Below are 24,824 nucleotides of genomic sequence, written 5' to 3'. Positions count from 1 at the left end.
TCTGTATAATAAACTTTAGACAAAACACACCAAATACACACATAGCTAGGGAGACACACGGATGAGACAATACTTAGATCTAATGAAGCACGTGCTTGAAAATGGTCAGAAGAAAGAAGACCGTACAGGTACGGGGACAATTTCAGTTTTTGGATATCAAGCTCGTTATAATTTAGAAGAAGGGTTTCCTTTAGTGACAACTAAGAAGTGTCACCTTCGTTCAATTATTCATGAACTTCTTTGGTTCTTAAAGGGTGATACAAATATTGCTTACCTTAAAGAAAATAAAGTTCGTATCTGGGATGAATGGGCAGATGAAAATGGTGACCTAGGTCCAGTTTATGGTTATCAGTGGCGTCACTGGAAAACTCCAAGTGGAGAAGAGGTTGATCAAGTTGCTAATCTTGTTAAAGGTCTACGTGAAAACCCTTTTTCTCGTCGTCACATCTTAACTGCATGGAATCCTGCCGATGTTGATAATATGGCCCTTCCTCCATGTCACTCATTTATTCAATTCTATGTTTCACCTGATATGAAATTATCTTGTCAGCTCTATCAAAGATCGGCCGATATCTTCTTAGGCGTTCCATTTAATATTGCTTCATACGCACTAATGACAATGATGCTTGCTCAAGTTTGTGACTTAAAGCTTGGTGATTTCGTTCACACAATGGGGGATGCTCACCTTTATTTAAACCATATCGAACAGGCACAGCTTCAATTGACTCGCGAGCCACATGCGCTACCGACAATGAAGATCAACCCTGAAGTTAAGTCAATATTTGATTTTAAATATGAAGACTTCACTTTAGAAAATTATGAGGCCCATCCACATATTAAAGGTGAGGTATCAGTTTGATTCTCTCTTTAATTGTTGGAATAGGAAAGAATCGCGAAATAGGCAAGGGCAATGATTTGCTTTGGCATATTAGCGAAGACCTTAAAAATTTCAAAAAAATAACAAGTGGTAAGCCGATTATCATGGGACGAAAGACTTATGATTCAATCGGCAGACCTCTGCCTAAGAGACGCAATATTGTTATCTCTCGCGACCCTTCACTTAAAATTGAAGGTTGTGATGTTTTCACGGATCCCGAAGTTGTTTTAAAAGATCTCAAAGAATCAGGCGTTAAAGAGGCCGTGGTTATTGGTGGATCGTTTATCTATGAATACTATCTTCCAAAGGTTGATCGTATTTATTTATCAGAAGTCGAATATGAAGGAGAGGCCGATGTTTTCTTTCCTAAATTTGACCGAAGTGAATTTCGAGTAAGTGATGAGGCATTCTTTGAAGAAACAGAGAATTCCCCAGCTTGGAAATTCTCTGTCTTAAATCGATTATAGACTACTGTCTTTCATAAGTTTTCTAAAGCCTGCATTTAAGTCGCCAATGACTTCTTTCCCATCGTGTATAAGAACAACTGTTTTAAAGTCTAAGTTGTCGCCGACTTTCTCTCCAACGTTGTCTGGTGAAATGGTATAACGTCCAGCGGCCTTGGCCACTGGCCACTCCATATCATCAAATGTTACGTAGGCAAGCTCCGAGCAAACGATTCTCTCATCTGTCTCAACATCAAAGTTAAAGTCATATACCTTTCCTACTTGTTTAAAAGCATTGATTAAGTAATCTTGTTTTTGCTCGCGAGTAAGTTCTCTCTGGTAGCGAACTGCTGCTAGGTCATCAATATCCATAAAGTGGTGAAGGGTGTTGTATTGAACGCCAGGTCTAAGCGCTTCAATAATTCTCTTTCCTTTATTTTCAATCTCATCGTGGAATGGCACAACTTCTGGGTGATCCCAGATTCCTAGCTCTTGTAGCTGGGCCTTATTTCCCGTCCAAATAGCAACGTGTCCCCAGTGTCCAGGAATAAATTTATCCGTAAGTCTAAATGGAGTTTTTTCTAGTAAAACATCAAGAGGCTCAAGTTGTGATTCAAGCTCCTGAATTCTTTGTGGTGTTGGATCATAAAGTTTTCCACGTCTTGTTTGAACAAGTCCTGCTGTATTTCCAAAACCTTTAGAAACAACGTGAGTAACGTTATTCTTACTTTCTTTGAAGTAGTCACCAATATAGCGCCAGATCATTGATAGCTTGCGACCAAAAATTCCTCTCTTAAATTCTTTATTTAGCTTCTCAAAACTTTGTGATGATTGGATGAGTGAATCAAGATAGTAATTTGCACGGTCAACTACGACTTTATTGTCATGATTGAATTTTAATAGATCGTGATATAGGCCTAGCCCTCTTTCAATACGATTATAGTTATCATATTTATTATAGCTATAGGTAATCTTAGCTAGCTGATTTTTAAGTTCGGCGTTGTCGTAATTGATAAGGTGGCGGATCTTTTTCATTTCTTGGATCTGTGAAAGAACGATCATGTAATTGTCATACATAACAAGGGAAGTGGCGATGGCCATTTTCATGTCATAGATAAGAGTCTTTCCTAATTCATCATTAGGGTTGATTGTTATTTCTTTGTACTTTACCCATCGGTAATTATTCGATTCATTCTTATGAGGGGCCCCTGGCCTTTTTACTTTTTTCTTCTTTTCTAAAACTTGAGAAGCTTTGTTTGAAGTGATAGTGATTTCATTGTACTTATCAACAACCCACATTGTTTCTTCTACTTTAGGCCAGACTGCGTCTCTGAAGCTTTTATATGTTTCGGTCCCTTCTTCATGCATCGTAGTGATTTGATCACTTCTTAATACTTTCTGTTCTTGGATATCTATAATAAAGTCAATGGCCTTATGTCGCCAGACAAGAATCTCTTCAATTCTATTTTGGTAGTTTTCTAACTCTTCATGATCGTAATATGTTTCAAGTTCAGGGCCATAGAGGCTCACAGAGGAGATCTTCCTACTATTGATATTCGCATAGTCTTTGGTACAGCTTGAAACAATTAAGCTGGTTGCCATAACGACAACTATGGCGCTCTTTCTCATCATGATAACTCCCTCACATTAATAGATATCGATTATATATCGGCACCTTTAGGGGAGTTGTTTAGTCTGATATTGTAATTTTAAGCTTTTTCAGTAACTTATAGTACTCTTATCCCAAATTCTTCTAAGATTTTTGAAAGTGAGATAAGTGGCAGGCCAATAATCGATGAATGATCAGGACACTCGACTGTATCAAAAAGCGCGATCCCAAGTGTTTCTAACTTATAAGCACCACAGCTCCATAGAGGCTCATCGATTTCAATATAGCGCTTGATTTGCTCATCACTAAGTTGCTTCATTGTCATTTTTGAAACAACAGTTTCGATAACTTGCTTATCTTTTGAGATAACTGCAATACTTGTGATTAGCTCGTGAGTTTGGCCTTGCAGGCGTTTTAGGTGATTAAATGCATTTTCTGGTGTTTCTGGCTTATTAAAGATTTCGCCCTTAAAGTTTAGGACTTGATCTCCACCAATAATAATTGCATCTTGATTCGTTTTAAGTACTTCTTGTGCTTTTTGTAGGGAAAGCTCACGAGAGACTTCAAGAGGAGTAAGACCTTGAGTTTTGATAGACTCTTCATCAATATTAGGGGAGATACATGTAAATTCTAGGCCGAGTTGCTTTAGTTGTGCCTGGCGAAATTGTGATGAACTTCCTAAGATTAATTGCATATTTTACTCCGTTAACGATTTATTCTAACTTAGCAAATCTATCACGCTTGGGCCATTCATGTTATAATTACTCAAACTTTATTGAGGTAAATATGTCTGATAATAATGAAACAAATAAAATTAAACCAAGTGAATTTCCATATCTTCACGGATTTGATAAGGCCGAACAAGATCGACTGCGAGCTCAGGCCCGCTTTGCAGAACAAACTGTTTACAAAGATGTGAATCTTTCAAGAGTAAAAGAATTAATTGAGATTGGTAGTGGCGTTGGTGCTCAAACAGAAATCCTTTTAAGAAGATTTCCTGATATGCATATTACTTGTGTTGATCGAAGTGAACATCAACTTTCTTCGGCCAAAGAGTTTCTTGGAAACACTCTTAATGGTGCATTTAAAGATCGATTTGAACTTCATCAAATGGATGCGACAAATCTTACTTTTGATTCACGAAAATTTGATGGAGCATTTCTTTGCTGGATTCTTGAGCACGTGCCAGAGCCGGCCAAAGTTCTGTCTGAAGCAAGAAGAGTTCTAAGACCTGGTGGGCGCATTTATATCACAGAGGTTATGAACTCAAGTTTCCTACTTGATCCATACTCACCTAGTACTTGGAAGTATTGGCAGGCCTTTAACGACTACCAATACGATATGGGCGGAGATCCTTTTATTGGTGCAAAACTTGGAAACCTACTTATGCAACAAGGCTTTAGAAATATAAAGGTGGAATCTAAAACATGGCACCTTGATAATCGCAAGCCTGATAAGAGAAAAGAATTTATCGATTATTGGTGCGAGCTTCTTTTGTCTGCGGCCCCTCAGCTTGTAAAAGAAGGACGAGTGGAGCAGGAAACTGTTGATGAGATGAGGGTTGAACTTAGAAAGGTTTCTAATGATCCTAACGCTGTATTCTACTATAGCTTTGTTCAGGCCAGTGCCAACGCTAATTAATTCAATACTTTATGGCCGTCTACTTAATAGTCGGCCATAACATTCTTTCATTTCTTAACTCTACTGACTTAATTTAGCGTAATTTTATAAAATATGAAATTACGTTTATGTGCCAAGCTATTCACAACACTCTTGATGAGCTTATTTATAAGTTCTGCTCTTGCTAGTAATAAAGCAGGTGCTCTTGAGTTTCGTCAATTAAGTAAGGCCCATAGGGATCAATTTCTTTCTCTGACTAATTGGAAGAGAAGTATTCGAACGATTCGCTACGGCGATGTCAGAAAGAGGCAAGTCATCTATAAGTCTCTTAATCTCGAATCAGATTTTAAATCACCTGCTATGGAATTTACTTCCGTTTTAAAAAGTTTCTATCTTGATGGAAATTTCAAGTGTGAGCGTTTTGCTGTTTATGAATTTATGGCAGACGTTACAGGTATGAGGCCTGCGCCAAGTAAATGTGACAATCATTTCTCGACATTTATTTTTAATCAAACAGGCCTTGTGGAAATAAGTTTTTATACGAATCGTATTACGAAGCTTTCGTATTTAATGGCCTCTAATGGAAGTAGTGCCATGAGCCGCTTTGGCCACAGCATGTTCTATGTCGCTGCTTGTAAGGTTGATAAAGAGAATTGTCCGCTAAGACAACAAGTTGAGTTTGTTCTAGGTGTGGCCGCAGATGTTGACGATTTATCGCCTGGCTTCTTTAAGGGAATCTTTGGCGGATACGCTGCAAAGATTGATTTCATGTCTTTGTCACAAGTGAAACAAAAATATAATTATGAAGAATTTAGAGACCTTTATCAGTATGACTTAAAAATTGATGGGATAGAAAGAAGGAAGTTTATTTCTCACGCCCTCTCTTTATATGAGACAAAAGATATGGGACGCTATAAATTCTTTTCAGCAAATTGTGCAACTGAGTCCTATAAAATTCTAAGGGCAGCTCTTGGCCATAAGGATTTACGTGACAAGATCTCAACACCTAAGGGACTCCTAAAAGAACTTCTTGATGCTGGGCTTATCAATGAAAAAGAAAACCGAGTCTTGAAAGAGAAATCAAATAGAGTTCAAGAAAATTTAAGACAGCTTTCTGTCGAAAGCTTTGAAGATTACCTTCAGATAGATCCAGACAAGAGATCAGCGATGGCCAATCTGTATCACCATAAGGCATCACGAAAAAATCGTGAAGATACAGCTGTGTTGCATGCATTTGTTTTCTTAGAGTCTATGGCCTTTTCAAAAGAGAATATGAATCTTTTAAATATTGCTGCAAAGAATAAGGATGCATCAATTGCAAAAGAATTTAGCAACCTAGCAACTGAGTACAAAGGTTGGTACAGGACGAATAATTCTCTTATTAGGGAGGGAAAAGCTCCTATTGAGAGTCGTATTTTAAATCGTATTGATAGTTTTTATCGCCAAAATTTTTCTTTAGAAATTGAGCGTATTAACTCAATTGCTATGAATATCAAATCAACAAAAGACTTAATCAAAGAAATCAATAAACGAAATCGTTTGGAAAAGGAGAGTTTATGAAAAATATTGCACTTATTGTTTTAACAATTCTTAGTCTTAATGCACATTCTGAAGGAATGTCTGAAAGAGAGTTATCAACGATTCTAACAATCTCACCATTTGTGACGACTACTGAGGCCATCACTGATGCTTTTACAACAGATGAGTTTGAAGAAGCTGGTCAGATCATTGCCGACGGTGTTGTGACTGAAGAAGAGCGTCAAGAAATGTCGATTGAACTTAAAGGAAGACTAGAGGAATGTATTGAGTCAGATGGAGCTGAATTTGAATCTCCAGAGACTGATTGCCTAAAGCTTCTTGCTAGCTACGATTACTAATTCGATTTATACTTTGGGCCAGCTTCTTAGTTGGCCCAAATATAGCGTCTAACTTTCTTAATCCCTTCTTCTTGGAATCTCTCCATTGCTTTAGAACTTACTTCACTAATCAACTTAAGTGATGGGTAGTGCTCTTTTGTTTCTTCCTTATTAATGGCATAAGGAGGGCCAAAGTCACGTGAGCCATCATGATCCATTGTAATCAGTAGAGTCTTTGTTTCTTCTTGGACTAATCTCTTAATTGTAGGGTAATACTTCTCTTCTCTCATGCACATTGGAAGGGCGACGTTTGAAGCACGGTCGTAAAGATAGTCAATTCTTCCTAAGTCTTCGATCTTAAAAAAGTCTTTGTTATGGATTTCGATCTTGCCATCTTTTGATGTATAAACATTATCACCTAAGTCAAAATCAACTTTATTCTCTTGAAAGAACTGCTCCACTGGATCTTTAACGACTTCAACGCCAATAACTTTTGCGCCCTGGCCTGCAAGATAGATCATGTCAAGGGACTTACCACATAGAGGAATTAGAACTGTTTTGTCTTTTAGATCGATATCTTCGAAGTAATCAATCATGGCCTGGTTGTATTCACTTTGATGAAATCCAGTGAATCCTTTATCCCAACCTTCTTGCCAAAACTTGGCGTTATCTTGTTTTTGATTTGTTTCAATTTTCATTGTGATACTCTAAATGTAGTGAGGGGCCAAATCCCTTGGCCCCTCTTTCTAGCACTTCGATTCAACCGGAGTTGGATCAAATTTAATTTTTATGTAACTTCTAGCTTCCACACATTTGGCAATCTTCTGGATTGTCGATTGAACAAACCATTGCTGCCGCTTCTTGCTCAAGCTGCTCAGGAGTTTTCTTTCCTTCGTTCTTTACTGTGAACTGAACAGCGTTAACTGCAGCACGTGAACGTAGGTAGTACATTCCTGTCTTAAGCCCTTTCTTCCAAGCATAGAAGTGCATTGAAGAAAGTTTCCCGAAGTTAGGGTTTTCTAGGTGGATATTAAGTGACTGACCTTGGTCAATATAAGGCCCACGTCCAGCAGACATATCAATAACTGCTTTTTGCTTAACTTCCCATACTGTTTTGTATAGAGCTTTTAAATCCTCAGGGATTCTTTCAATTGTTTGAATTGAACCATTATTAGCAATGATTTCATTTCTTAAAGTATCATCCCAAAGTCCGCGATCAATTAGGTCACGTACTAAGAATTTATTAACAACTGCAAATTCACCAGAAAGAACACGTCTTACATAGATATTTGAAGTGATTGGCTCAAAACACTCGTTATTACCTAGGATTTGAGAAGTTGATGCCGTTGGCATTGGAGCAACTAGTAGTGAGTTTCTTACACCATGCTTAGCTACTTCTGCTTTTAGTGCATCCCAGTCCCAACGTCCTGAGTGAGCTGAGTGTCCCCACATGTCAAATTGGAATTGTCCTTGTGACATTGGTGAACCTTCATAAGTTGAGTATGGCCCATCGATGATTGCATCATCTTTTGAAGCAGTAACTGCTGCAAAGTAGATTGTTTCAAAGATGTCATTGTTTAGCTGAAGCGCTTGTTCAGACTCAAATGGCATTCTCATCATGAAGAAAGTATCCTGAAGACCTTGTACACCAAGACCAATTGGACGGTGTCTCATATTAGAATTCTTCGCTTCAACAACAGGGTAGTAGTTGATGTCGATGATTCTGTTTAGGTTCTTCGTCATACGGTAAACAACTTCGTAAAGGTGCTTGTGGTCGTATGTTACATTTCCTTCCTTGTCAGTCTTAACGAATTTGTTAAGAGCAACAGAAGCAAGGTTACAAACTGCAACTTCATCAGGTGCAGTATATTCAAGAATTTCAGTACAAAGGTTTGAAGACTTGATTGTACCTAGGTTCTTTTGGTTTGATTTTTCGTTAGCTGCATCTTTGTAAAGCATGTACGGAGAACCAGTTTCAGTTTGTGATTCAAGTACTGCAAACCAAAGGTCTTGGGCACGAATTGTTTTCTTTGCTTTACCTTCTGCTTCGTAGCGAGTGTAAAGAGCTTCGAATTCAGCACCATAGCATTCAGCTAGGCCTGGGCACTCGTGTGGGCAAAATAGTGACCACTGTCCATCTTCTTCAACACGCTTCATGAATAAGTCTGGTGTCCAAAGTGCGTAGAAAAGGTCACGCGCTCTTTGCTCATCTTTACCAGTATTCTTCTTCATTTCTAGGAATTCGAAGATGTCTGCGTGCCATGGCTCAAGATAGATTGCAAATGAACCTTTACGCTTTCCACCACCTTGATCAACGTAGCGAGCAGTATCATTGAAAACTTTTAGCATTGGAACGATTCCGTTCGACGTACCATTTGTTCCCTTAATGAATGAACCTTTTGCGCGGATATTGTGGATTGATAGACCGATCCCACCAGCAGACTGAGAAATAAGAGCAGTTTGCTTAAGAGTATCGTAGATTCCATCAATTGAATCATCTTTCATTGTTAGTAGGAAACAAGAAGAAAGCTGTGGCTTAGTTGTTCCCGAATTAAATAGAGTCGGAGTTGCGTGTGTAAAGAACTTCTGGCTCATTAGGTTATATGTTTCTACCGCTGCTTCCATGTCATTCATATGGATACCAACTGAAACTCTAAGAAGCATTTGTCCCGGTCTTTCAACAATTTTACCATCCATTCTCAGAAGGTAAGACTTCTCTAGAGTTTTAAATCCAAAGTAGTCGTAGTTGAAGTCACGCTTATCAACGATTGTCTTATCTAGTAGCTCAGCATTTGCCATTACTGTTTCATATAATTCTTTTGAAACAAGTGGCGCGTGCTCACCAGTTGCAGCGTTTACGTAGTGGTACATTTCCTTAACGTTTTCAGAGAAACAACCTCTTGTTTCTTTGTGAAGGTTAGAAACTGCAATACGTCCCGCTAGAACATTATAGTCTGGGTGCTTTGTAGCAAGGTATGCTGCTGTCTCAGCTGCAAGGCCATCTAGTTCAGTTGTTGTGATACCGTCGTAGATACCTTCAATTACTTTTTGAGTAATAAGTGTTGGATCAACATTACCTTCTAGTCCGAAAGCAAGTGTGTTGATTCTATCTGTAATTTTATCGAATTTAATTGGCTCTCTCTCGCCGCTTCTTGTCTGTACGTACATTTCTTAAAACTCCGCGTCTAGTGTGAACGTATTTTCTGATTTCTCAGAAAGGATTCCTGGTCTTTGGTATTCAGAAACTCTTTTCTCGAAGAAGTTTGTTTTACCTTCTAGAGAAATAAGCTCCATCCAATCAAATGGATTTACTGAACCGTAGTGTGCTTCAAGACCAAATTGTTGCATCCAGAAGTCAGCAACAAATTCAATATATTGCTTCATAAGATCAGCATTCATACCAATTAAAGAAACTGGAATTGCATCAGTGATGAATTCTTTTTCAATCTCAACTGCTTCAGTAAGGATCTCTTTGATCTTTTCTTTGCTACATTGCTCTTCTTTATCAAGAAGTGAGTGAAGAAGAACCGCAAATTCACAGTGTAGACCTTCGTCACGAGAAATGAATTCGTTAGAAGTACATAGACCTGGCATTAGGCCTCTTTTCTTAAGCCAGAAGATTGCACAGAATGAACCAGAGAAGAAGATTCCTTCGATGGCAGCAAATGCAACAAGTCTTTCAGCGAATGTATTTTTCGAGTAAAGCCACTTCATTGCCCAGTCAGCTTTTTTCTTAACTGGCTCAAAGTGATCTACTGCGTGGAAAAGACGATCTTTTTCTTTAGCGTCTTTTACATATGTATCAATTAGTAGAGAGTAAGTTTCTGAGTGGATATTTTCCATTGCAATTTGGAATCCGTAGAAACATCTAGCTTCTGGGTTTTGTACGTCATTGTAGAAACGTACTGCTAGGTTTTCATTAACAATCCCATCACTTGCTGCAAAGAATGCAAGAACGTGAGTAATGAAGTGTCTCTCATTGTCATTTAACTTTTCCCAGTCAGTAATATCTTGGGCCAAGTCGATTTCTTCAGCAGTCCAGAAAACTGCCATGTGTCTTTTGTACATTTCCCAAATTGAATTGTATTCGATTGGGAAAAGGACGAATCTATCGTCATTTTGTGCTAGAATTGGTGAAGTCACAAGTTCCTCCTTAACTTTTGCAATAGCGTGTGTGTGCTAAATACATGCAACTTAATTTAGTTAAAAAAATATTAAATCTCTTAAATGTTTTTTAATAAGATTGTGTTGTGTTGTTCTTATTCAGTGTATGACCCGTAACTTTTTATTTCAATACACAAGACTCCATAGATTTTTCTTTTTTTTGGAGGGCCGCTAATTTTTATACTTGATTAGGTTAGTGTGTCTTTGTAGACCCATTAGACAAGGGGTTTGGGCACTTTTTCAAGTTTTATTTTTAGAAAAAAAATGCTGTCTTAAAAATTCTGTCATCTAATTTTTAGTGCTAACAGGAGAGTTTGATGCGACGTGCTTATACCATATGTTGTGGCCGTAATTTTTTTGACACTACTATATCTTGATAAAATATACGAACGATGAGCTGCGTTGGCGAGATTTAGGCCTATTCCCAGTTTAATTTTAAGGTAGGTGACTCTTTAATTTTATTTCTTCTCTTATCGTATTCGCCTGTCGTCTTTACTGAAGCGTGTCCCACTTCAATGGCTATGGTGTAAATATCAACACCGATTTCGAGTAACTCACCAATAAATGTGGCCCTTGCTGAGTGAGGAGTAACCTTAAAACCAATACCCGCTTTCTGGGCATACTTGTCTAGTAATTCGTTAATTGTTCGAGGGTTTATTGGTTTATTTAAATTTGTTGGATCACTTGGATTTCTCGTTGGCTGAAAGAGCCAATCATTTTCTCCTGTCTCTCTTTCGCACTCATTCATCCATTGAATATACTCGTCGAGTGCCTTGATTGCGATAGGGTTTAAGACCTTCTTTCCAAGCTTGCCACCCTTGGCACGATATTGAAGAATCTTATTATTACCTTGCTCCTGATAGTCTTTAAATCTTAAATTTAAGATTTCGCTCTTTCTAAGACCTGTCGTAAAAAACGTCGTAAAGAGGGCCAGGTGTAGGTATTTACTCTTTTCATTCTGTCCCATGTGGTAAAGCAGCTCTAGTACTTGCTGCTTATTTAAAGCATTTGTAGGGGACTTCACTTCGCTTCGTGGCCTTCTAACACTGGCAACAGGATTGGCCTTTAGAAGGTTCTTTTCAACAAGGTATTTGAAGAATGCACTTAAGCTTGCAAGCTTGCGATTAATAGTTTTTGGCGTCGAAGGATTTTGATTGTGGCCACCAAACTCTGAAAGATAATTTCTATATTTGATGACATGAATGCGCTCGATAGAGCCAAATGAAGTGAGTTTATAATAGTCACTAATCCAGCACAGAAATTGGTTAATATCATTTAGATAAGATTTTCTTGTATGAGATGAAGTGAAGTTTTCAAAAAACTCTTCATCGAGAATAAAGTCGTGGCCAATATCTTCTTGCTTTAAATCGAACATAGATCAATTTTAGCAAGGTTTTTATCTGGGGTAAGTTAGGGGAAAAAAAGGCACAAGTGAATGTGCCTTTAACAGGTATATAAGCTTCGTTTATGCCTGAATTCTTGCTTGAATTAACTCAGGACGTGTCCTCTTAAGATTCCACGTTAGGCCTACGAAGTTTAAAGAACGAATTAACCATTTTGTTGGATCAAAGTGATACCACTTGATTCCATTTCGGTAGTCTGTTTGAAATGTATGGTGAAAATTATGATAACCCTCTCCATATGTGAATAAGGCCATCACCCAGCTATCACGTGCTGTTTGTCCTTTGTCATAAGGACGTGTTCCAACAACATGGCAAAGTGAATTGATAAAGAATGTACAGTGGTGGACGAATACAATTCTTGCAACACCAGCAACAAATAAACCACCTAGCCATGATCCGGCCCAAAGGTATCCAATAAGGGCAGGCAGTGCAAAGCTAAACAGCGCAACAAAGCCAAGATAGAACTTATGCTGGAACATAACCATTGGGTCTTTTAAGAGGTCTTTAGAATATTTGTACTCATTTTGATCTTCAAGAAGAAGGATCCATCCCATGTGAGCATAGAAGAAGCCCTCATTAATATTGTATGGATCTAGTTCAGTATCAACCTTTCCATGGTGAACTCTGTGGTCGTTACACCATTTTAATGCTGAGTTTTGAACAGCTGCGGCCCCAAAAATAAGCAGAAGAAGCCTTACTGGCCAACTTGCTTGATACGATCTGTGGGCAAATAGGCGGTGGTAGCCGGCCGTAATCCCAAGTCCTGTCGCAATATAGAAGATGAGGGACAAGGCCAGGATTCTCCAATCAAAACCATCTACTTTTAGCCATGCAATTGTTCCTACGATGGCAATTAGTGGTGTGATTAGAAGAAAGAGTGTGTTTGTTTTATTTAAGTTTTTTAATGAATAAGTCTTTGTGCACATAGGTGTCTCTCGTGTTTGTGTTTAACTAATCTTAACAATTCACGAGCAATTTCATTGTAAAACAAATGTAAATCTTGACGATAAGTAAGTCATAAAAGGTATAAAACTGACAAATTGTAATTTAATTTGTTTATTACGAATGAGGTGAGTATGGCCTATCTTGGTCGCGGGGTTAGCCCACGTAAGTTATTTTGGTGGTTTTTCTTTATTTCCAATGCTGCCACAATATTTGCTGGAGTTTTCTTTAATGAATTCTTCTACTATCAATACTTGGTGCTTGGGCCAATCTATTTACTAGGTTTTTATGATCTTATGCAAAGTGAGCATACGCTAAAAAGTAATTACCCTGTGGTTGGGCGCTTTCGTTATGTGATGGAAGATCTGCGTCCTAAGATCTATCAATATTTTATCGAATCAGATGAAGATGGAACACCTATTCCTCGAACAACGAGAAATGTTATCTATCAAAGAGCGAAGCTTGCTCTTAGTACAAAGCCCTTTGGTACTCAAAAAGATGTTTATGAAACAGGTTATGAGTGGATTAATCACTCAATGTACCCGAAGGAATTTCACGAGGTCCAAAAAGACTTAAGAGTTCTTGTGGGAAGTAAGCATTGTGAGCATAAGTATAATCTTTCAATTTTTAATATCTCGGCCATGAGCTTTGGTGCTCTAAGTTCCCGTGCCGTTGAGGCCCTGAATTTAGGTGCAAAGTTAAATAACTTCGCTCACAACACAGGTGAAGGTGGAATTAGTGATTATCATATGAAAGGTGGTGGTGATCTCATTTGGCAAATTGGGACAGGCTACTTTGGGGCGCGAACACCTGAGGGACGCTTCTGTGAAAGAACGTTTAAAGTAAAGGCCGGCCATGATCAAGTGAAGATGATTGAGCTTAAACTTTCACAAGGCGCAAAGCCAGGACACGGTGGAATACTTCCTGCCAGAAAGAATACCGCTGAAATTGCACGTATTCGTGGTGTAAAGCAAGGAACAGAAGTTGATTCTCCACCATCTCATAAAGAATTTCGAGACACGACAGAGATGGTTGCCTTTATTCAGCGCCTAAGAGAGTTAAGTGGAGGCAAGCCCGTGGGCATCAAATTATGCTTTGGCCGAAAAGATGAATTTATTGAAATGGTTGAAACTTTTAAAGACCTTGATAACTATCCTGACTATATTGCAGTTGATGGTGCCGAGGGTGGTACCGGTGCCGCTCCTTTAGAATTTTCAGACTCAATTGGAACACCTTTAATTGAAGGGCTAACGACTGTTGTTAATATTTTAGAGGAGCATGGCCTAAAAGATGAAATTAAGGTTATCGCTGCAGGAAAACTCTTTACTGCATTTGATATCGTTAAGGCCGTGGCATTAGGAGCAGATGCTTGTTATGGGGCACGTTCCATGATGCTTGCCATAGGCTGTATCCAGGCGTTAACTTGTAATTCAAATAAGTGTCCTGTTGGTATCACGACACAAAATCCAGACCTTGTTAAAGGGCTTAATGTTGATCAAAAAGGAAAGCGTGTGGCAAATTTTCATCACGCTACAGTTGAGGCCGTGCGTGAGATTGTTGCAGCAGCAGGCTATGAAAATGTAAAAGATCTAAAGCGCAAAGATATTTTTAAGCGCGATAGTAATCACGGTGTTCACTCGTATGAGGATATTTATCCATCATATAAAGCGGGATAGTTTGGGGTATTAGAAGATGAGTTTAGCACAAAAGATAAATTACGATGATCTTTCACAACAGTTAATTCGCTCCATTCGAGGTGAGAAAAGCCAAGAATGGGTGAATCAGAAATTAGGGGCGAGCTCTAATATCATTCATCGTTGGGAGAAGGGGCATTCTAAGGCATCATGGGAAGACTTTTTAAAGTTTTGCTCGATTTTTAATATCGATGTCGAAGCGATTCTTATGTCTTATTTACGCTTTAATGATGATGTGACAAAAACAGATAAGCTTCTAGAACATATCTTTAGTCATAAGTCCCTAAGTGATATCTCTAATTCGTGTCAAATCTCAGCATCTAAATTAAGGCGTTTAAAAAGTGGTGAAACGGCGCTGTGTTTAAATGACTTTTTACAAATTATTTTTGGCCTTGATGAGATGGAGTCCATGGCCCTTGTTTTTGAATTTTCATCAAATCGCTCTATTGAAGTATTGGATCAGTATAATCAAATGCGCCTTGCGATCACGAAGCACTATTTTGAGAATCCAAATATTGGCCATGTACTAGTTTGTTTGGATCTACCAGGCTATAAAAAGCTAAGCTTTCATCAAGACTCCTTTGTCGCAAAGGCCACGGGCCTTAGTATAAAGGAAGTAAATGAGATCATTGAAATTTGTGAGAAGAATAATCTAATTGAGAAAGTTAACGGGATTTATCAGGCCGGAAAAATTAAGCTAAGTGATCGAGGAAGCGCAAAGCAGATGACTGATGTGCGTCGATTTTGGTTAAATAAAGCAATTGCAAACCTTGAACACAAGTCTGGCCTTGATGCCTATGGATCAATGGTTTTTAATACGAGTCAAAATGCTAGACAAGAGATCATAGCTCTATACTTAAGATTCTTTGAGGATTTTAAAAAGATCGTTACTGAAGTTAAGGACAAAGATAACGATGTTGTTACACTTGTGCTAAATTTTAACCTCTTTAATCCTGGTAGTGATGATATTAATGAGTAAGAATTCTTGCTTGTGTCTAATTTTGTGAATCTTGTTACAAATTCGGGGAGAGTTTCTTAAAAAATTGCTGCTTTGAATATATTCTTATCATACCAATCTTTATACCGTATCCCTAAAGAATAATTAGGGAGATTCATATGAAAAACTTATTAATGGTACTTGCATTTGTAACAATCAGTCTTTGTTCTTATGCAAATTCAACTGCGAGATTTCAACTTAACTTTGAAATGACAAATATTATGACTAATGAAGTTGTTGTCATGGCCGAATGTGAAGTAACGCAAGTTCTCGAGTGGCGTAATGCAATCAATGTTTTTAACTGTATTTCTGACGAGAAGAAATTCTTATTGAAGAATGTAAGCAATGGCCTTGGCTATGATTACACTAAATCGAGTGCTTTCACTCATTACTTCTTGGATCATTCAAAAGGAATTGTTGGACAATTATTTTCGAATCTTAGTCTTGATTATAACATTGAGAATGCAGGAGTTCTTGAGGTTGTTTACGGATCATCAAAACCAGCTGTTGAATCGAATGAAACAATTGTTGAAACAGATAGTGATGTATTCTTATTTAAAGTCACAAAACTAGAATATCTATAATTTCATAGTTAAAAAGGGAGCACTTCATTTTTTTGGTTCCCTTTTTTTATTTTTCTATATTTAGTTTATGTATAGAAAGCTAGGTTAAATCTCTTAAATTAGGCGTAAATATTAGATGTTTATAAAAAAGTGTAACTAGCCGATAATATGGTTATGCTAAAAATTAAAATTATTCTCATTGCTTTCTTTCTTTCTGCTGTTAATACGTTCGCTAGAAATATATTAGTTTTTGATAAAGAGACAAGGTTAAAAGACCTAAATAGTTGCAATAGTATAGATGGATCTATTTATGCGGGATATGTACAACCAGAACAATCTTGTTTTTCTAATATCGATTTCGAATTTCATTTGAAGTCTAGATTCGAAACTCTTCCTGTTGAAGTATTTAATTTATACTTTCTTAATCTCTTTGCACAGAATGATAATGATAAAATTATCAAAATATTATCAGTAAAAAATGATTTTATATTGGACCAGTTCTCTATTGCGTTAGCTCATTATTTTAATAACAAAGAAGTGTTTGAATACTTAAAGGCAAGTGGAGATAGATACAGTAAGTTTACACATAATTTTTTTATAGGCAATTATGAGTATGAGAATAAAAGTAACAAGCATGAGTCTTTTAGTGTTGAGCAACTAAATATTTTACTTAATATCAAATACGGGGCAGTTAAACGCATATATGATGTAAATGGAAATATTATTTTTGATAATTCGAGTATTCTTGACTCTTATATTAATGATTTAATGTTTTATATAAAAATATTTGGTAACAGTGAAAGGGTTCTATTCCTTTTAAGAAATTTCAATTGTAATTGTTCCTTAAAAAGTATTTCTGATGATTTGAACACTTTGTTAAAAAGTAAAAATATAAATCTGAATTTTAAAATCTCAGTTGATGGAGATTCTCTACTTGAATTTATATTAAATGAAAATCCATTCTTAATTAAAGAGATTCCTGATATTGATTATAATAAAGCTTTATTAGAAGTGAATAGTAAAGGATCTACTTTAGTTGAGCGACTTTTACAGGAAGGAGTTTCTTTTGATGATTTGAGAAAGCACTTTCTTCCTAAAGATGTAAATCTTAAAACTCTAATAATAAATAATAAAAGATTACTATTGGTCGATTATCTTTGGCAAAAGGGAAAGTATTCAGATGTTATTTCAATAACGGAAGGAGATTATGTAGTCACATCAATACCAGCAATAATCGATCTTAATCAAGTTAGAAAGGCCATTTATAAAATTAAAAGTAGCATCAAGTATATGTATAATGATAATGTTGATTTAAATACTATTAAAAACATCTCTTCTGTGCATACAGAGATTGTTTTTTATCTTACTTTGTTGGATATCGTTAAAAACTCTAAGCAGGATAAATTCTTAGTAAAAGAGGCAAACGAATTAATTGAATCTTTAACTATGTTCTCAAAAAAGTTAAAGTCTTATATTGATAACTCAGCTTTGTTTAAGTTTGATAATAATAATGTTGTTAAATTACCATTTTATAAAGTTACTTACCCTAAAGTTAAAGATATCATTATAAAATCTCACGAAGAAATTAATATTCATAAAAACATATATGTTTCAATTGAAAAGAATGTAGAGCAAAAAGATACAATTAAGTATGCTTGTATTGATAGTGATTTTAAATTATCTGGTGTTTTTGATATTCATTCTATAAAAACTAGTGAACGTGATTTAACTCGTTGGGGTGAAGATGTCACAAGGTTTGATGAAATATTTTATGGTAAAGTAAGTGGTGAGAGGCGACCTGAATCATATGAGTGTAGTGCAACCTTAGATGCTACTGGAAAAAAAGATTTCAAGTTACCTTTTGTAAAATACGATTTAAATGTGAATTGGAACAGCATTCTTCCACGATCCGATAGAGAATATAAAGAGTTGTTAAAAACTGGTCTTGTTACTATTCAAAAAATTAATGATAAATATAGTATGCTGACGGACTTTAAAAATTATTATGTAAGTGATCAGCAAGGTAATATTCTAAAGTTTGCTAAATTTGATTGTGCTACCAGCGACTTTGATAGAAAGTATTATTGCAGTCATCCTAATATTGTATTTATCGGAGATCTTAATGGCGATAGTCTCATTGATATTGTTGTAAAAGATGGTGCTAAGTCAAGTCTAACTTATGGTACTTTAGAATTTTATCTTTCCCAAGAAAATGATGCCTATAAATTTATGTATATAGGTTGGCCAGCTTGTTAGTGTATAAAGTGACACCTATCGATTGTTAAAAAGGGAGCACCTTTATTTTATTGGCTCCCTTCTTTCATTTGATTATGCTGCTAATTCAAATTGCATTTTTTCTTTTGTAAGGTTCGTTAGTTTATCAAAGTCATAAGTATACCTTTCTCTTAATAACTTATTTTCTTTAATGGTATTTACTAATGCCATTAAATGATGTCCCTTGCGATAGTCGGCTTCATCTTTATTCGACTTTTCTCTGTTGCAAGTTGGACAAAGAACCTGAAGGTTGTCGATCATAAACTCTAAGTGTGGGTGAATCGATTTAGGTTTAATATGATCAATATGCATATTGTCGTGTTCGATTCCACACTTAAGACACTTTGTGCCTTGGATACGAAAGACTTGCTTACGTAAGTACTTCCAATTTTTTTCATTCCCAAATGCCACTTGGGATTTTCTTGTGTGAATAAATTTTGCAATCTCCATCTGCGTTCTAAACTCTGCTTGCTCGGCCTGCGCTAGACCAAATTTTGGTCTGATAACAAAAACAAATAGCGATAACATCAACGAGAGTGAGCCAATATACCATACTAGTGTCATGGCCAATTCACGATAGAAACCAAACGATAATCCATTCATCGCGATTGCATTCATTGCGTTTTCCTCCGTCAAAATGTCTGTGTAATGTGCGTGTGTTGTGTGTGCCTTATTTAAGGACTTCTTCACCTCCTTAGCTATATAAAAGCAAGGGGCGTGCCAAAAAACATAACAATATTAGATGGTTATTATCTAAAAAAAAGAATGAACAGGTGACACAAAGTAACTGTCTAAATAGCTCGGGATCAGAGCGGCGCCACAATTAATGATCTTTAAACAGTAATATATGTTTAATGAATAGGTTTTATTTGTCGATAAATAGATAAATTAATTAATAATTGGGAAGTTCTAATTGAAAAAAAATATTATGAAATACTTTGTTGTCTTCTTATTGTGTAGTTATTCAGTTTTTGCATACAAATCTATTTATATAAAAAAGGAAAAAATAGTATATACATGTAAGGTGACATACGGTTTATATGCCGATGAATTTTTTCTTTGCGAAGATAAGGATGTTTTGAAGCTTGTCAGAAACAAAGAAAGTCAAAAGTTATTAAAAGAAAGGTTGGAAACAAATAAGAAAATATTTGATAAACTTGTAATAGACAAGCCTGAGTTGAAGGTTGGCGAAGTGACTTTTACAAATATAAAAATACCTTCAGATGAATATTTTTTTGCGTTGTATTCACGTCTTATAACTTACAAAAGTAATTACGTAAGCTATAGAAGAAAGCAAGATGTAAATCACTATTCTTCTTCTTTTGCATATGTTTTAGAAGCGGTTCGTAGTCATAATTTCGAAAGTTTAAAAATATTATTTAATCATTACAACTCAGACTTTTTAAAGTTTTTGGCGTTACGTTTAAGTTATTTTTATAATGGAAATGTCGATGAAATAACGAAAGTTGTTGGGAATGATACCTTATTAAAGGCATCAATGTATGATGACTACTTTTTTCCAATTTTATCGAAATATAAATTTAGCGATAAGGCAAGAAAGTCATACATGACTGATTTGATGAGTATAGAACCATACAAAAGAAAAAATAAATACAATAATATCTTTACCATGATCAAAGAAGATCAGAAGTTATTTGATAAAACTAAAGTACTTGCTAAAGCTGGTTTTACTGTTAATGAGTCTCTAATGCTTGTTACGAATAATTACAAGACTAGCTTTTCCTTAGATAAAAATAGCATTAGCGATTTATATAAATCAGGATATTCATTTGTAGAGAGATTTGAAAACTCTAATGGAGAAGAAGTTATACCTCTTCTTTATATCCTGGAGTTTTCTAATCGCAAGGATATTGGTGAAAATCTTTATGAGCTTGCTCCATTTATTGCTAAAATTAAAGACACAGATCTTAATGATAAGATTATCAAAGCCGCTTTAAGGAATCCAAATATTAAGGATTATAATAATTTTGGTATTAATTCATTAACGAAACTAGCAAGTGGGGTTACAGCTATTGAATACGCATGGGAGAATCGCTTATATAATGCATTCTTCGCTCTTTCTAGTGGAATGATTCCTTCTCAAAGAATTCAGCAAAGAAAAATTGAAGATGAAGAATTACCTATTTTGATTTCTCAATTTTTAAAGTCTTGTGGTGATTTTGTTCGCTTCGAAAAATATTATGAATTTTCGAACTTTATTTATAAAGAATTTTTGAATCTGGAAGATGAATATAAGAAAAGATTCAATAAAGAATTTAAATATAATCGGAATCAAGATGTAACACTTGGCAAGATAATAGAACAATCCCGCGTCTATGAGAAAAGTGTTAGCGATGCTTATGTTAAGTTATCTGCTTTTATAAAAAATAGAAAGATTCTAAGAAATGACAATGTCAGGTTTAGTCTTAATAAAGAGGAATTGGATATAGTATCTCTAAGATATAAGAAATATAGTTTTCGTCATATAAATAATGAAAATGTTTTAAAAAAACCGTTTGATTTGGCATGTCTTGATGATCGTTTAAAACCTATTGATTTATTCATTGCATCTGTTGGGCCAAAAGGGGATTATGTTGTGGACACGGATATAATTTCCTATAAATCACTCGTAAATAATATTTCCACAGATTCATGTGCATATCTTCTTAAAGTTTCAGAAATTCAAACTCTGTATAATCTTACTCAGCTTAATGTTGGTGAGTATGAAAAAGAGTATGTTCTAAAAGATAAGAAGAAGATTACACTTTATAATAAAGATAATTCAGAGATTGGTATCAAACTTAATGAGTCAAATAAGGCAGTAATCTATACAAAAAAACATGGGAGTAAGGAACGAGATTATATTTCCTACGAATGTGAAAAATCTTCTTTAAGTGATGACTATGTTGTATGTGACAGAAGAGTATTCGTTAGTTCCTATGGTGATATCAATAATGATGGTATCGAAGATATTGTTGTTAGAGTATATCCTAGGTATAGGATGTTTAATTTGCAATACCCTACATCTGAGTCGTGGACTAAAACTTTTGTAACTGCAATATTTTATTCTGATAAGGATCGTGGATATAACATGAATATGGTACAATAACGGATTTCATAAATGAAAAAAATAAATAATATATTAATGTTAAAGATTTTGGTTTGTTTCATCTTTACTACTCAGGCCAATGCGATAGGTTTATTACTCTATGGGATCATTGAGAAAATGAGATCAACTCCACCTATACATGTACTATTAAATCAGGATCTAAGTGATACGCTTAGAGGAGTTGATAAAAATGGTGATGGGATTAGAGACGATGTGTTTGATTATGTAATGGCAAATTTAAAGAATGATAATGAGGAGGAGAGGAAGATAGCTTCTTTGTATTTGAGAAACTTTGAAAGAATATTTGAATTAGAGAATATGTATCATACTCAGGTTGAGCGTGAAATTCAGCTCTATAATAATTTAAGGTTTTGTATTTATGATAATCTTAAGTTTGATGATTATTATTTAAAACGAAAGTTGTATGCGCTCTACTTTAATACTCCACAAAGAAGAAATTATTATAATAATTTCTTTTCTAGTCTTAGAGATAAGTTTAAAAGTCCTCAGTATGATCGTTTTAAATTTACTGCATATTTTAAATATTGCTCTGGTTTTAAAGGAGTTGACTTATTCCCATACCAATTCGAGTTGTATCGTGAATACTTCGATAATGATCTAACCAAGGCAAAGCGTTTTACGCAATTAACTTACTCAGAGCTTATGGATGCTCGTATAGAAGTAGAAGATTTTCAATATATGAAAATCTTCTATAAAGAATTAGATCGTCGTTATAGGGCGGGCCAATTTCAAGATTATAAAGGTTGGTAATTAATTAAAAACCGATGATAGTTTTAACATAACCTCGTCCACACTTGGCAGATCATGAATGGCACCCGAGGCCTGGCCTACTTCTAATTCGCCTTCGTCTATATCACCATCAAGCATACCAAGCTTGGCGCGTCCTTTTCCTAAATGTTCTACTAGCTTTTCAACTGGTGCACATTCGAGTTCGAGTTTAAGTGATTCCATGGCAAATTTATTTTTTAAAAGTCTCACTGGAACATAGGGCTTCATTTGAAGGCGAGTATCTCCTGGCCCAGCTTTTAAGATCATTTCTTTATAATTTTGGTGGGCGCTACTTTCTTTGGTCATTAGAAAGCGTGTTCCAAGTTGGACACCGCTTGCTCCAAGGCATAGGCCTGCGGCAATTGTGCGCTCATCAAAGATTCCACCTGCTGCAATGACTGGGATCTTAACTGTATCGCAAACTTGTGGGATAAGGCACATTGTTGTGATTTCATCTCGACCATTATGGCCTCCGGCCTCAAAACCTTCTGCGACTATGGCATCAACACCTGCGTCTTCACATTTCTTGGCAAGGGCAGGACTTGAGGTAACATGGACAACTGTGCATCCTTGGTCTTTTAAAAACTTTGTATATTTCTTAGGTGAGCCTGCTGAAGTAAAAAAGATTTTTATTCCTTCATCAAGGCAAGTTTGGATTTGTTCTTCAGCAAGACGATACAGAAGAGGAACATTAACTCCTATATGCTTACCATCATCTAAAAGTGATTTAGCTTTTCTTAAATGCTCCCTTAAAAGATCCGGCTTCATTGAACCGGCCCCTATAAGGCCTAGGCCTCCAGCATTGCTTACTGCAGCTGCTAGTTTTGAACCAGAAACCCAAACCATCCCACCTTGAATGATAGGGTACTTAATATTAAAGAGCTTACAAATTATATTTTCTTGTGTGTTAAAAGTATTAAAGTTCATTTAAATCCTTATCTGAAAAAGGGGGAGTCTTAGAGCGCGAAAGTTCGGCCTCTAATTTCTCATCTTTGTACTGGCCGTTAGTGTAAGCACGAGTGGCCGTTCTCTTATTAGCAAAACCTTTCATATTGGTAACGTGAAAGCCTGCTTCTAACATGGCCTTTCTAATTTTGACTGAAGCACTATATGTTGTCATTACTGAATTATTATCACATATACTACGCAGATTCCTGAACCATTCTTTAGTCCATAAAGAAGGATTTTTAGTAGGCGAAAACGCGTCTTGATAAATACAGTCGATCTTAATATCTTCTAGGATAAGTTTCTTTATAGTTTCTCTGGCATCACCAATGAGTATTTCAACTTCAAATTTATCACTTAAATCGAATGAAATTTTATCGTTGTCGACTTGATTATTAGAGAATTTGTTTTGCTTACAAACCCATTGAACTAATTCTGGGTCGATCTCTGTTGAGATGAATTTGATTTTATGTTGACAGTTTTTTGTCTCATTGAATGTTGCCAGAATTCCTAGGCCTACCCCAAGTCCAATCTCTAGGATGATTATAGGTGAGCTATTTGCTCGGTCTATTGTTTCACAGCCGTATACGTAGTTATGGAGAGTTTCCTTGTAAGCTCCGGCCGTTGAATGACAATTCTCATCGTAGAGGCCACTGTGTAGTGTAAGATGGCCATCTGCGGTTTCTACAGCTTGGTATTCGCCTAATTTTGTTTTGAATTTCATAGGTAAAATTTAACATTTGAGCTATTTCACGGCCATGGAAATTTAAGTTTACTTAAGTGTATCCGAGAAGAATATTGATGAATACGGTTTTAAAATCAAAATTCTTTCATATTTTTATGGCCATCACCGGTTCACTTGTGATGTCTTCATGTGGTGAATACGGTGGTGGTCCTGCACCTATTTCAAGTGCTCGTGTTGGAAGTATTATTGAAGTTCAGCCATCTCTTGATGAACTTTCTCTCTCTAATGCTCGTTCGGCCTGTTCTCGTTTAAGGGCCATGAGAATGAATTTAGCAAGTACTGATGATATAAGCTCGATTAAGTTTGACGTTCGTTTCGGTTCTTGTAATGGAAATCCCGATGTGATGTCGGCCAGAGCAACTGTTGATTCTGTATTTAATAATCAAATTACCTTATCGGTTACGACATTATCTCAATATGATATTCCTGGAAAGCTTCTTGAAGAATCTGTGAACACAGATGAAAACGGTATCATGCAACAATTTTGTCAGGCATTCTTTAATAATGGTGACCCTAACCAAGTTTACTCAAATTTTCTTGGCCTCGGAGTTGTCTATGCATTCCCAAATTCAAATACAATTGTTAGAAGCGTCGTTACTAAAAATACTACTAACGAAACGATTTTGTCACAAAAGAAAACCTATACAGTCGAAGCAAACTCATCTGCGACTAGAAACGCGATGATTGAAAAGATTGAATACGAAACACAATGCTCAAATGGCAATGTGAAATACGATTATCAAAATATTGAAGAATATTCTTTAAAATAAAAAAGGGCCTTGTTAGAGGCCCTT

22 protein-coding genes are annotated in these 24,824 nt (G+C 36.0%); 12 read left to right on the top strand and 10 right to left on the bottom strand.

All coding sequences use genetic code 11. The features are described from left to right. Positions 1-61: 61 nt before the first annotated feature. Both ABMA72_RS01860 and ABMA72_RS01855 read left to right on the top strand, forming a co-directional pair. A complete protein-coding gene (locus ABMA72_RS01860) occupies positions 62-859 on the top strand; it encodes a thymidylate synthase (protein ID WP_392860781.1) in 798 nt (265 codons plus the stop codon). Beyond that, entirely contained in the window at positions 856-1,344 is a 489-nt protein-coding gene (locus tag ABMA72_RS01855) for a dihydrofolate reductase (protein ID WP_393055768.1), read from the top strand. Before ABMA72_RS01860 ends, ABMA72_RS01855 begins: the two co-directional genes overlap by 4 nt. Here ABMA72_RS01855 and ABMA72_RS01850 read toward each other — a convergent pair. Both ABMA72_RS01850 and ABMA72_RS01845 read right to left on the bottom strand, forming a co-directional pair. Further along, entirely contained in the window at positions 1,339-2,952 is a 1,614-nt protein-coding gene (locus ABMA72_RS01850; RefSeq protein ID WP_393055765.1) for a YiiX/YebB-like N1pC/P60 family cysteine hydrolase, read from the bottom strand. The genes ABMA72_RS01855 and ABMA72_RS01850 overlap by 6 nt on opposite strands. 95 nt (positions 2,953-3,047) lie before the next feature. Next, a complete protein-coding gene (locus ABMA72_RS01845) occupies positions 3,048-3,623 on the bottom strand; it encodes a Maf family protein (RefSeq protein ID WP_392860776.1) in 576 nt (191 codons plus the stop codon). Between the two features lie 92 nt (positions 3,624-3,715). Between ABMA72_RS01845 and ABMA72_RS01840 the strand changes: the two genes are divergently transcribed. From ABMA72_RS01840 to ABMA72_RS01830, 3 genes are all read left to right on the top strand, one after another. Next, positions 3,716-4,570: a class I SAM-dependent methyltransferase gene (locus ABMA72_RS01840; RefSeq protein WP_393055762.1), complete on the top strand. Its 855-nt coding sequence runs from the start codon at positions 3,716-3,718 to the stop codon at positions 4,568-4,570. Between the two features lie 93 nt (positions 4,571-4,663). Beyond that, a complete protein-coding gene (locus ABMA72_RS01835; protein WP_393055759.1) occupies positions 4,664-6,109 on the top strand; it encodes a DUF4105 domain-containing protein in 1,446 nt (481 codons plus the stop codon). After that, positions 6,106-6,426: a hypothetical protein gene (locus ABMA72_RS01830; protein ID WP_392860770.1), complete on the top strand. Its 321-nt coding sequence runs from the start codon at positions 6,106-6,108 to the stop codon at positions 6,424-6,426. Before ABMA72_RS01835 ends, ABMA72_RS01830 begins: the two co-directional genes overlap by 4 nt. Before the next feature lie 26 nt (positions 6,427-6,452). Here the strand turns inward: ABMA72_RS01830 and ABMA72_RS01825 are convergent, their stop codons facing one another. The 5 genes from ABMA72_RS01825 to ABMA72_RS01805 all read right to left on the bottom strand — a co-directional run bounded on the left by ABMA72_RS01825 (position 6,453) and on the right by ABMA72_RS01805 (position 12,898). Next, entirely contained in the window at positions 6,453-7,103 is a 651-nt protein-coding gene (locus tag ABMA72_RS01825) for a hypothetical protein (RefSeq protein ID WP_393055756.1), read from the bottom strand. Between the two features lie 100 nt (positions 7,104-7,203). After that, complete coding sequence (locus ABMA72_RS01820; protein ID WP_392860766.1) at positions 7,204-9,573, bottom strand: ribonucleoside-diphosphate reductase subunit alpha; 2,370 nt, start codon at positions 9,571-9,573, stop codon at positions 7,204-7,206. 3 nt (positions 9,574-9,576) lie between these two features. After that, entirely contained in the window at positions 9,577-10,548 is a 972-nt protein-coding gene (locus ABMA72_RS01815) for a ribonucleotide-diphosphate reductase subunit beta (RefSeq protein ID WP_392860765.1), read from the bottom strand. Positions 10,549-10,987: 439 nt separating this feature from the next. Continuing rightward, positions 10,988-11,944, bottom strand: coding sequence for a tyrosine-type recombinase/integrase (locus tag ABMA72_RS01810; protein ID WP_393055753.1), 957 nt, complete (start codon positions 11,942-11,944; stop codon positions 10,988-10,990). A 90-nt stretch (positions 11,945-12,034) separates the two neighbouring features. Continuing rightward, entirely contained in the window at positions 12,035-12,898 is an 864-nt protein-coding gene (locus ABMA72_RS01805; RefSeq protein WP_393055750.1) for an acyl-CoA desaturase, read from the bottom strand. Positions 12,899-13,048: 150 nt separating this feature from the next. Between ABMA72_RS01805 and ABMA72_RS01800 the strand changes: the two genes are divergently transcribed. From ABMA72_RS01800 to ABMA72_RS01785, 4 genes are all read left to right on the top strand, one after another. Then, complete coding sequence (locus ABMA72_RS01800) at positions 13,049-14,590, top strand: FMN-binding glutamate synthase family protein (protein ID WP_392860760.1); 1,542 nt, start codon at positions 13,049-13,051, stop codon at positions 14,588-14,590. A gap of 16 nt (positions 14,591-14,606) precedes the next feature. Further along, positions 14,607-15,587, top strand: coding sequence for a helix-turn-helix transcriptional regulator (locus ABMA72_RS01795; RefSeq protein WP_393055747.1), 981 nt, complete (start codon positions 14,607-14,609; stop codon positions 15,585-15,587). Between the two features lie 137 nt (positions 15,588-15,724). Next, positions 15,725-16,189: a hypothetical protein gene (locus ABMA72_RS01790; protein WP_393055745.1), complete on the top strand. Its 465-nt coding sequence runs from the start codon at positions 15,725-15,727 to the stop codon at positions 16,187-16,189. A gap of 153 nt (positions 16,190-16,342) precedes the next feature. Beyond that, on the top strand, positions 16,343-18,424 hold the full coding sequence (locus tag ABMA72_RS01785) for a hypothetical protein (RefSeq protein WP_393055742.1): 2,082 nt from the start codon (positions 16,343-16,345) through the stop codon (positions 18,422-18,424). Between the two features lie 72 nt (positions 18,425-18,496). Here ABMA72_RS01785 and ABMA72_RS01780 read toward each other — a convergent pair whose 3' ends face one another. Next, positions 18,497-19,060: an HNH endonuclease gene (locus ABMA72_RS01780; RefSeq protein ID WP_392860755.1), complete on the bottom strand. Its 564-nt coding sequence runs from the start codon at positions 19,058-19,060 to the stop codon at positions 18,497-18,499. Positions 19,061-19,355: 295 nt separating this feature from the next. Here ABMA72_RS01780 and ABMA72_RS01775 point away from each other — a divergent pair, with 295 nt between their 5' ends. Then, complete coding sequence (locus ABMA72_RS01775) at positions 19,356-21,551, top strand: hypothetical protein (protein ID WP_392860753.1); 2,196 nt, start codon at positions 19,356-19,358, stop codon at positions 21,549-21,551. Between the two features lie 36 nt (positions 21,552-21,587). Then, entirely contained in the window at positions 21,588-22,322 is a 735-nt protein-coding gene (locus ABMA72_RS01770) for a hypothetical protein (protein ID WP_392860752.1), read from the top strand. Here ABMA72_RS01770 and ABMA72_RS01765 read toward each other — a convergent pair whose 3' ends face one another. Beyond that, complete coding sequence (locus ABMA72_RS01765; RefSeq protein WP_393055739.1) at positions 22,323-23,267, bottom strand: NAD(P)H-dependent flavin oxidoreductase; 945 nt, start codon at positions 23,265-23,267, stop codon at positions 22,323-22,325. Further along, on the bottom strand, positions 23,257-24,009 hold the full coding sequence (mnmD, locus tag ABMA72_RS01760; protein ID WP_393055737.1) for a tRNA (5-methylaminomethyl-2-thiouridine)(34)-methyltransferase MnmD: 753 nt from the start codon (positions 24,007-24,009) through the stop codon (positions 23,257-23,259). The genes ABMA72_RS01765 and mnmD overlap by 11 nt, the downstream gene beginning before the upstream one ends. Positions 24,010-24,086: 77 nt before the next feature. Here mnmD and ABMA72_RS01755 point away from each other — a divergent pair, with 77 nt between their 5' ends. Continuing rightward, positions 24,087-24,800 (top strand): hypothetical protein, encoded by a 714-nt coding sequence (locus tag ABMA72_RS01755; RefSeq protein WP_393055734.1) that lies wholly within the window; start codon positions 24,087-24,089, stop codon positions 24,798-24,800. Positions 24,801-24,824 lie beyond the last annotated feature (24 nt).

It is taken from the genome of Halobacteriovorax sp. CON-3 (assembly GCF_043196995.1).
GTDB lineage: Bacteria > Bdellovibrionota > Bacteriovoracia > Bacteriovoracales > Bacteriovoracaceae > Halobacteriovorax_A.
The sequence above is the reverse complement of the archived record's forward strand: the minus strand, read 5'-3'. Positions and strand labels throughout refer to the sequence as shown.

Excerpts from the sequence above, each read along its gene's own strand:
- ABMA72_RS01840 (WP_393055762.1), top strand. The coding sequence starts at position 3,716 with ATGTCTGATAATAATGAAACAAATAAAATTAAACCAAGTGAATTTCCA.
- ABMA72_RS01845 (WP_392860776.1), bottom strand. The coding sequence starts at position 3,623 with ATGCAATTAATCTTAGGAAGTTCATCACAATTTCGCCAGGCACAACTA.
- ABMA72_RS01755 (WP_393055734.1), top strand. The coding sequence starts at position 24,087 with ATGAATACGGTTTTAAAATCAAAATTCTTTCATATTTTTATGGCCATC.
- ABMA72_RS01860 (WP_392860781.1), top strand. The coding sequence starts at position 62 with ATGAGACAATACTTAGATCTAATGAAGCACGTGCTTGAAAATGGTCAG.
- ABMA72_RS01825 (WP_393055756.1), bottom strand. The coding sequence starts at position 7,103 with ATGAAAATTGAAACAAATCAAAAACAAGATAACGCCAAGTTTTGGCAA.
- ABMA72_RS01765 (WP_393055739.1), bottom strand. The coding sequence starts at position 23,267 with ATGAACTTTAATACTTTTAACACACAAGAAAATATAATTTGTAAGCTC.
- ABMA72_RS01795 (WP_393055747.1), top strand. The coding sequence starts at position 14,607 with ATGAGTTTAGCACAAAAGATAAATTACGATGATCTTTCACAACAGTTA.
- ABMA72_RS01835 (WP_393055759.1), top strand. The coding sequence starts at position 4,664 with ATGAAATTACGTTTATGTGCCAAGCTATTCACAACACTCTTGATGAGC.
- ABMA72_RS01850 (WP_393055765.1), bottom strand. The coding sequence starts at position 2,952 with ATGATGAGAAAGAGCGCCATAGTTGTCGTTATGGCAACCAGCTTAATT.
- ABMA72_RS01830 (WP_392860770.1), top strand. The coding sequence starts at position 6,106 with ATGAAAAATATTGCACTTATTGTTTTAACAATTCTTAGTCTTAATGCA.
- ABMA72_RS01790 (WP_393055745.1), top strand. The coding sequence starts at position 15,725 with ATGAAAAACTTATTAATGGTACTTGCATTTGTAACAATCAGTCTTTGT.
- ABMA72_RS01780 (WP_392860755.1), bottom strand. The coding sequence starts at position 19,060 with ATGAATGCAATCGCGATGAATGGATTATCGTTTGGTTTCTATCGTGAA.
- ABMA72_RS01785 (WP_393055742.1), top strand. The coding sequence starts at position 16,343 with ATGCTAAAAATTAAAATTATTCTCATTGCTTTCTTTCTTTCTGCTGTT.
- ABMA72_RS01770 (WP_392860752.1), top strand. The coding sequence starts at position 21,588 with ATGTTAAAGATTTTGGTTTGTTTCATCTTTACTACTCAGGCCAATGCG.
- mnmD (WP_393055737.1), bottom strand. The coding sequence starts at position 24,009 with ATGAAATTCAAAACAAAATTAGGCGAATACCAAGCTGTAGAAACCGCA.
- ABMA72_RS01820 (WP_392860766.1), bottom strand. The coding sequence starts at position 9,573 with ATGTACGTACAGACAAGAAGCGGCGAGAGAGAGCCAATTAAATTCGAT.
- ABMA72_RS01810 (WP_393055753.1), bottom strand. The coding sequence starts at position 11,944 with ATGTTCGATTTAAAGCAAGAAGATATTGGCCACGACTTTATTCTCGAT.
- ABMA72_RS01805 (WP_393055750.1), bottom strand. The coding sequence starts at position 12,898 with ATGTGCACAAAGACTTATTCATTAAAAAACTTAAATAAAACAAACACA.
- ABMA72_RS01800 (WP_392860760.1), top strand. The coding sequence starts at position 13,049 with ATGGCCTATCTTGGTCGCGGGGTTAGCCCACGTAAGTTATTTTGGTGG.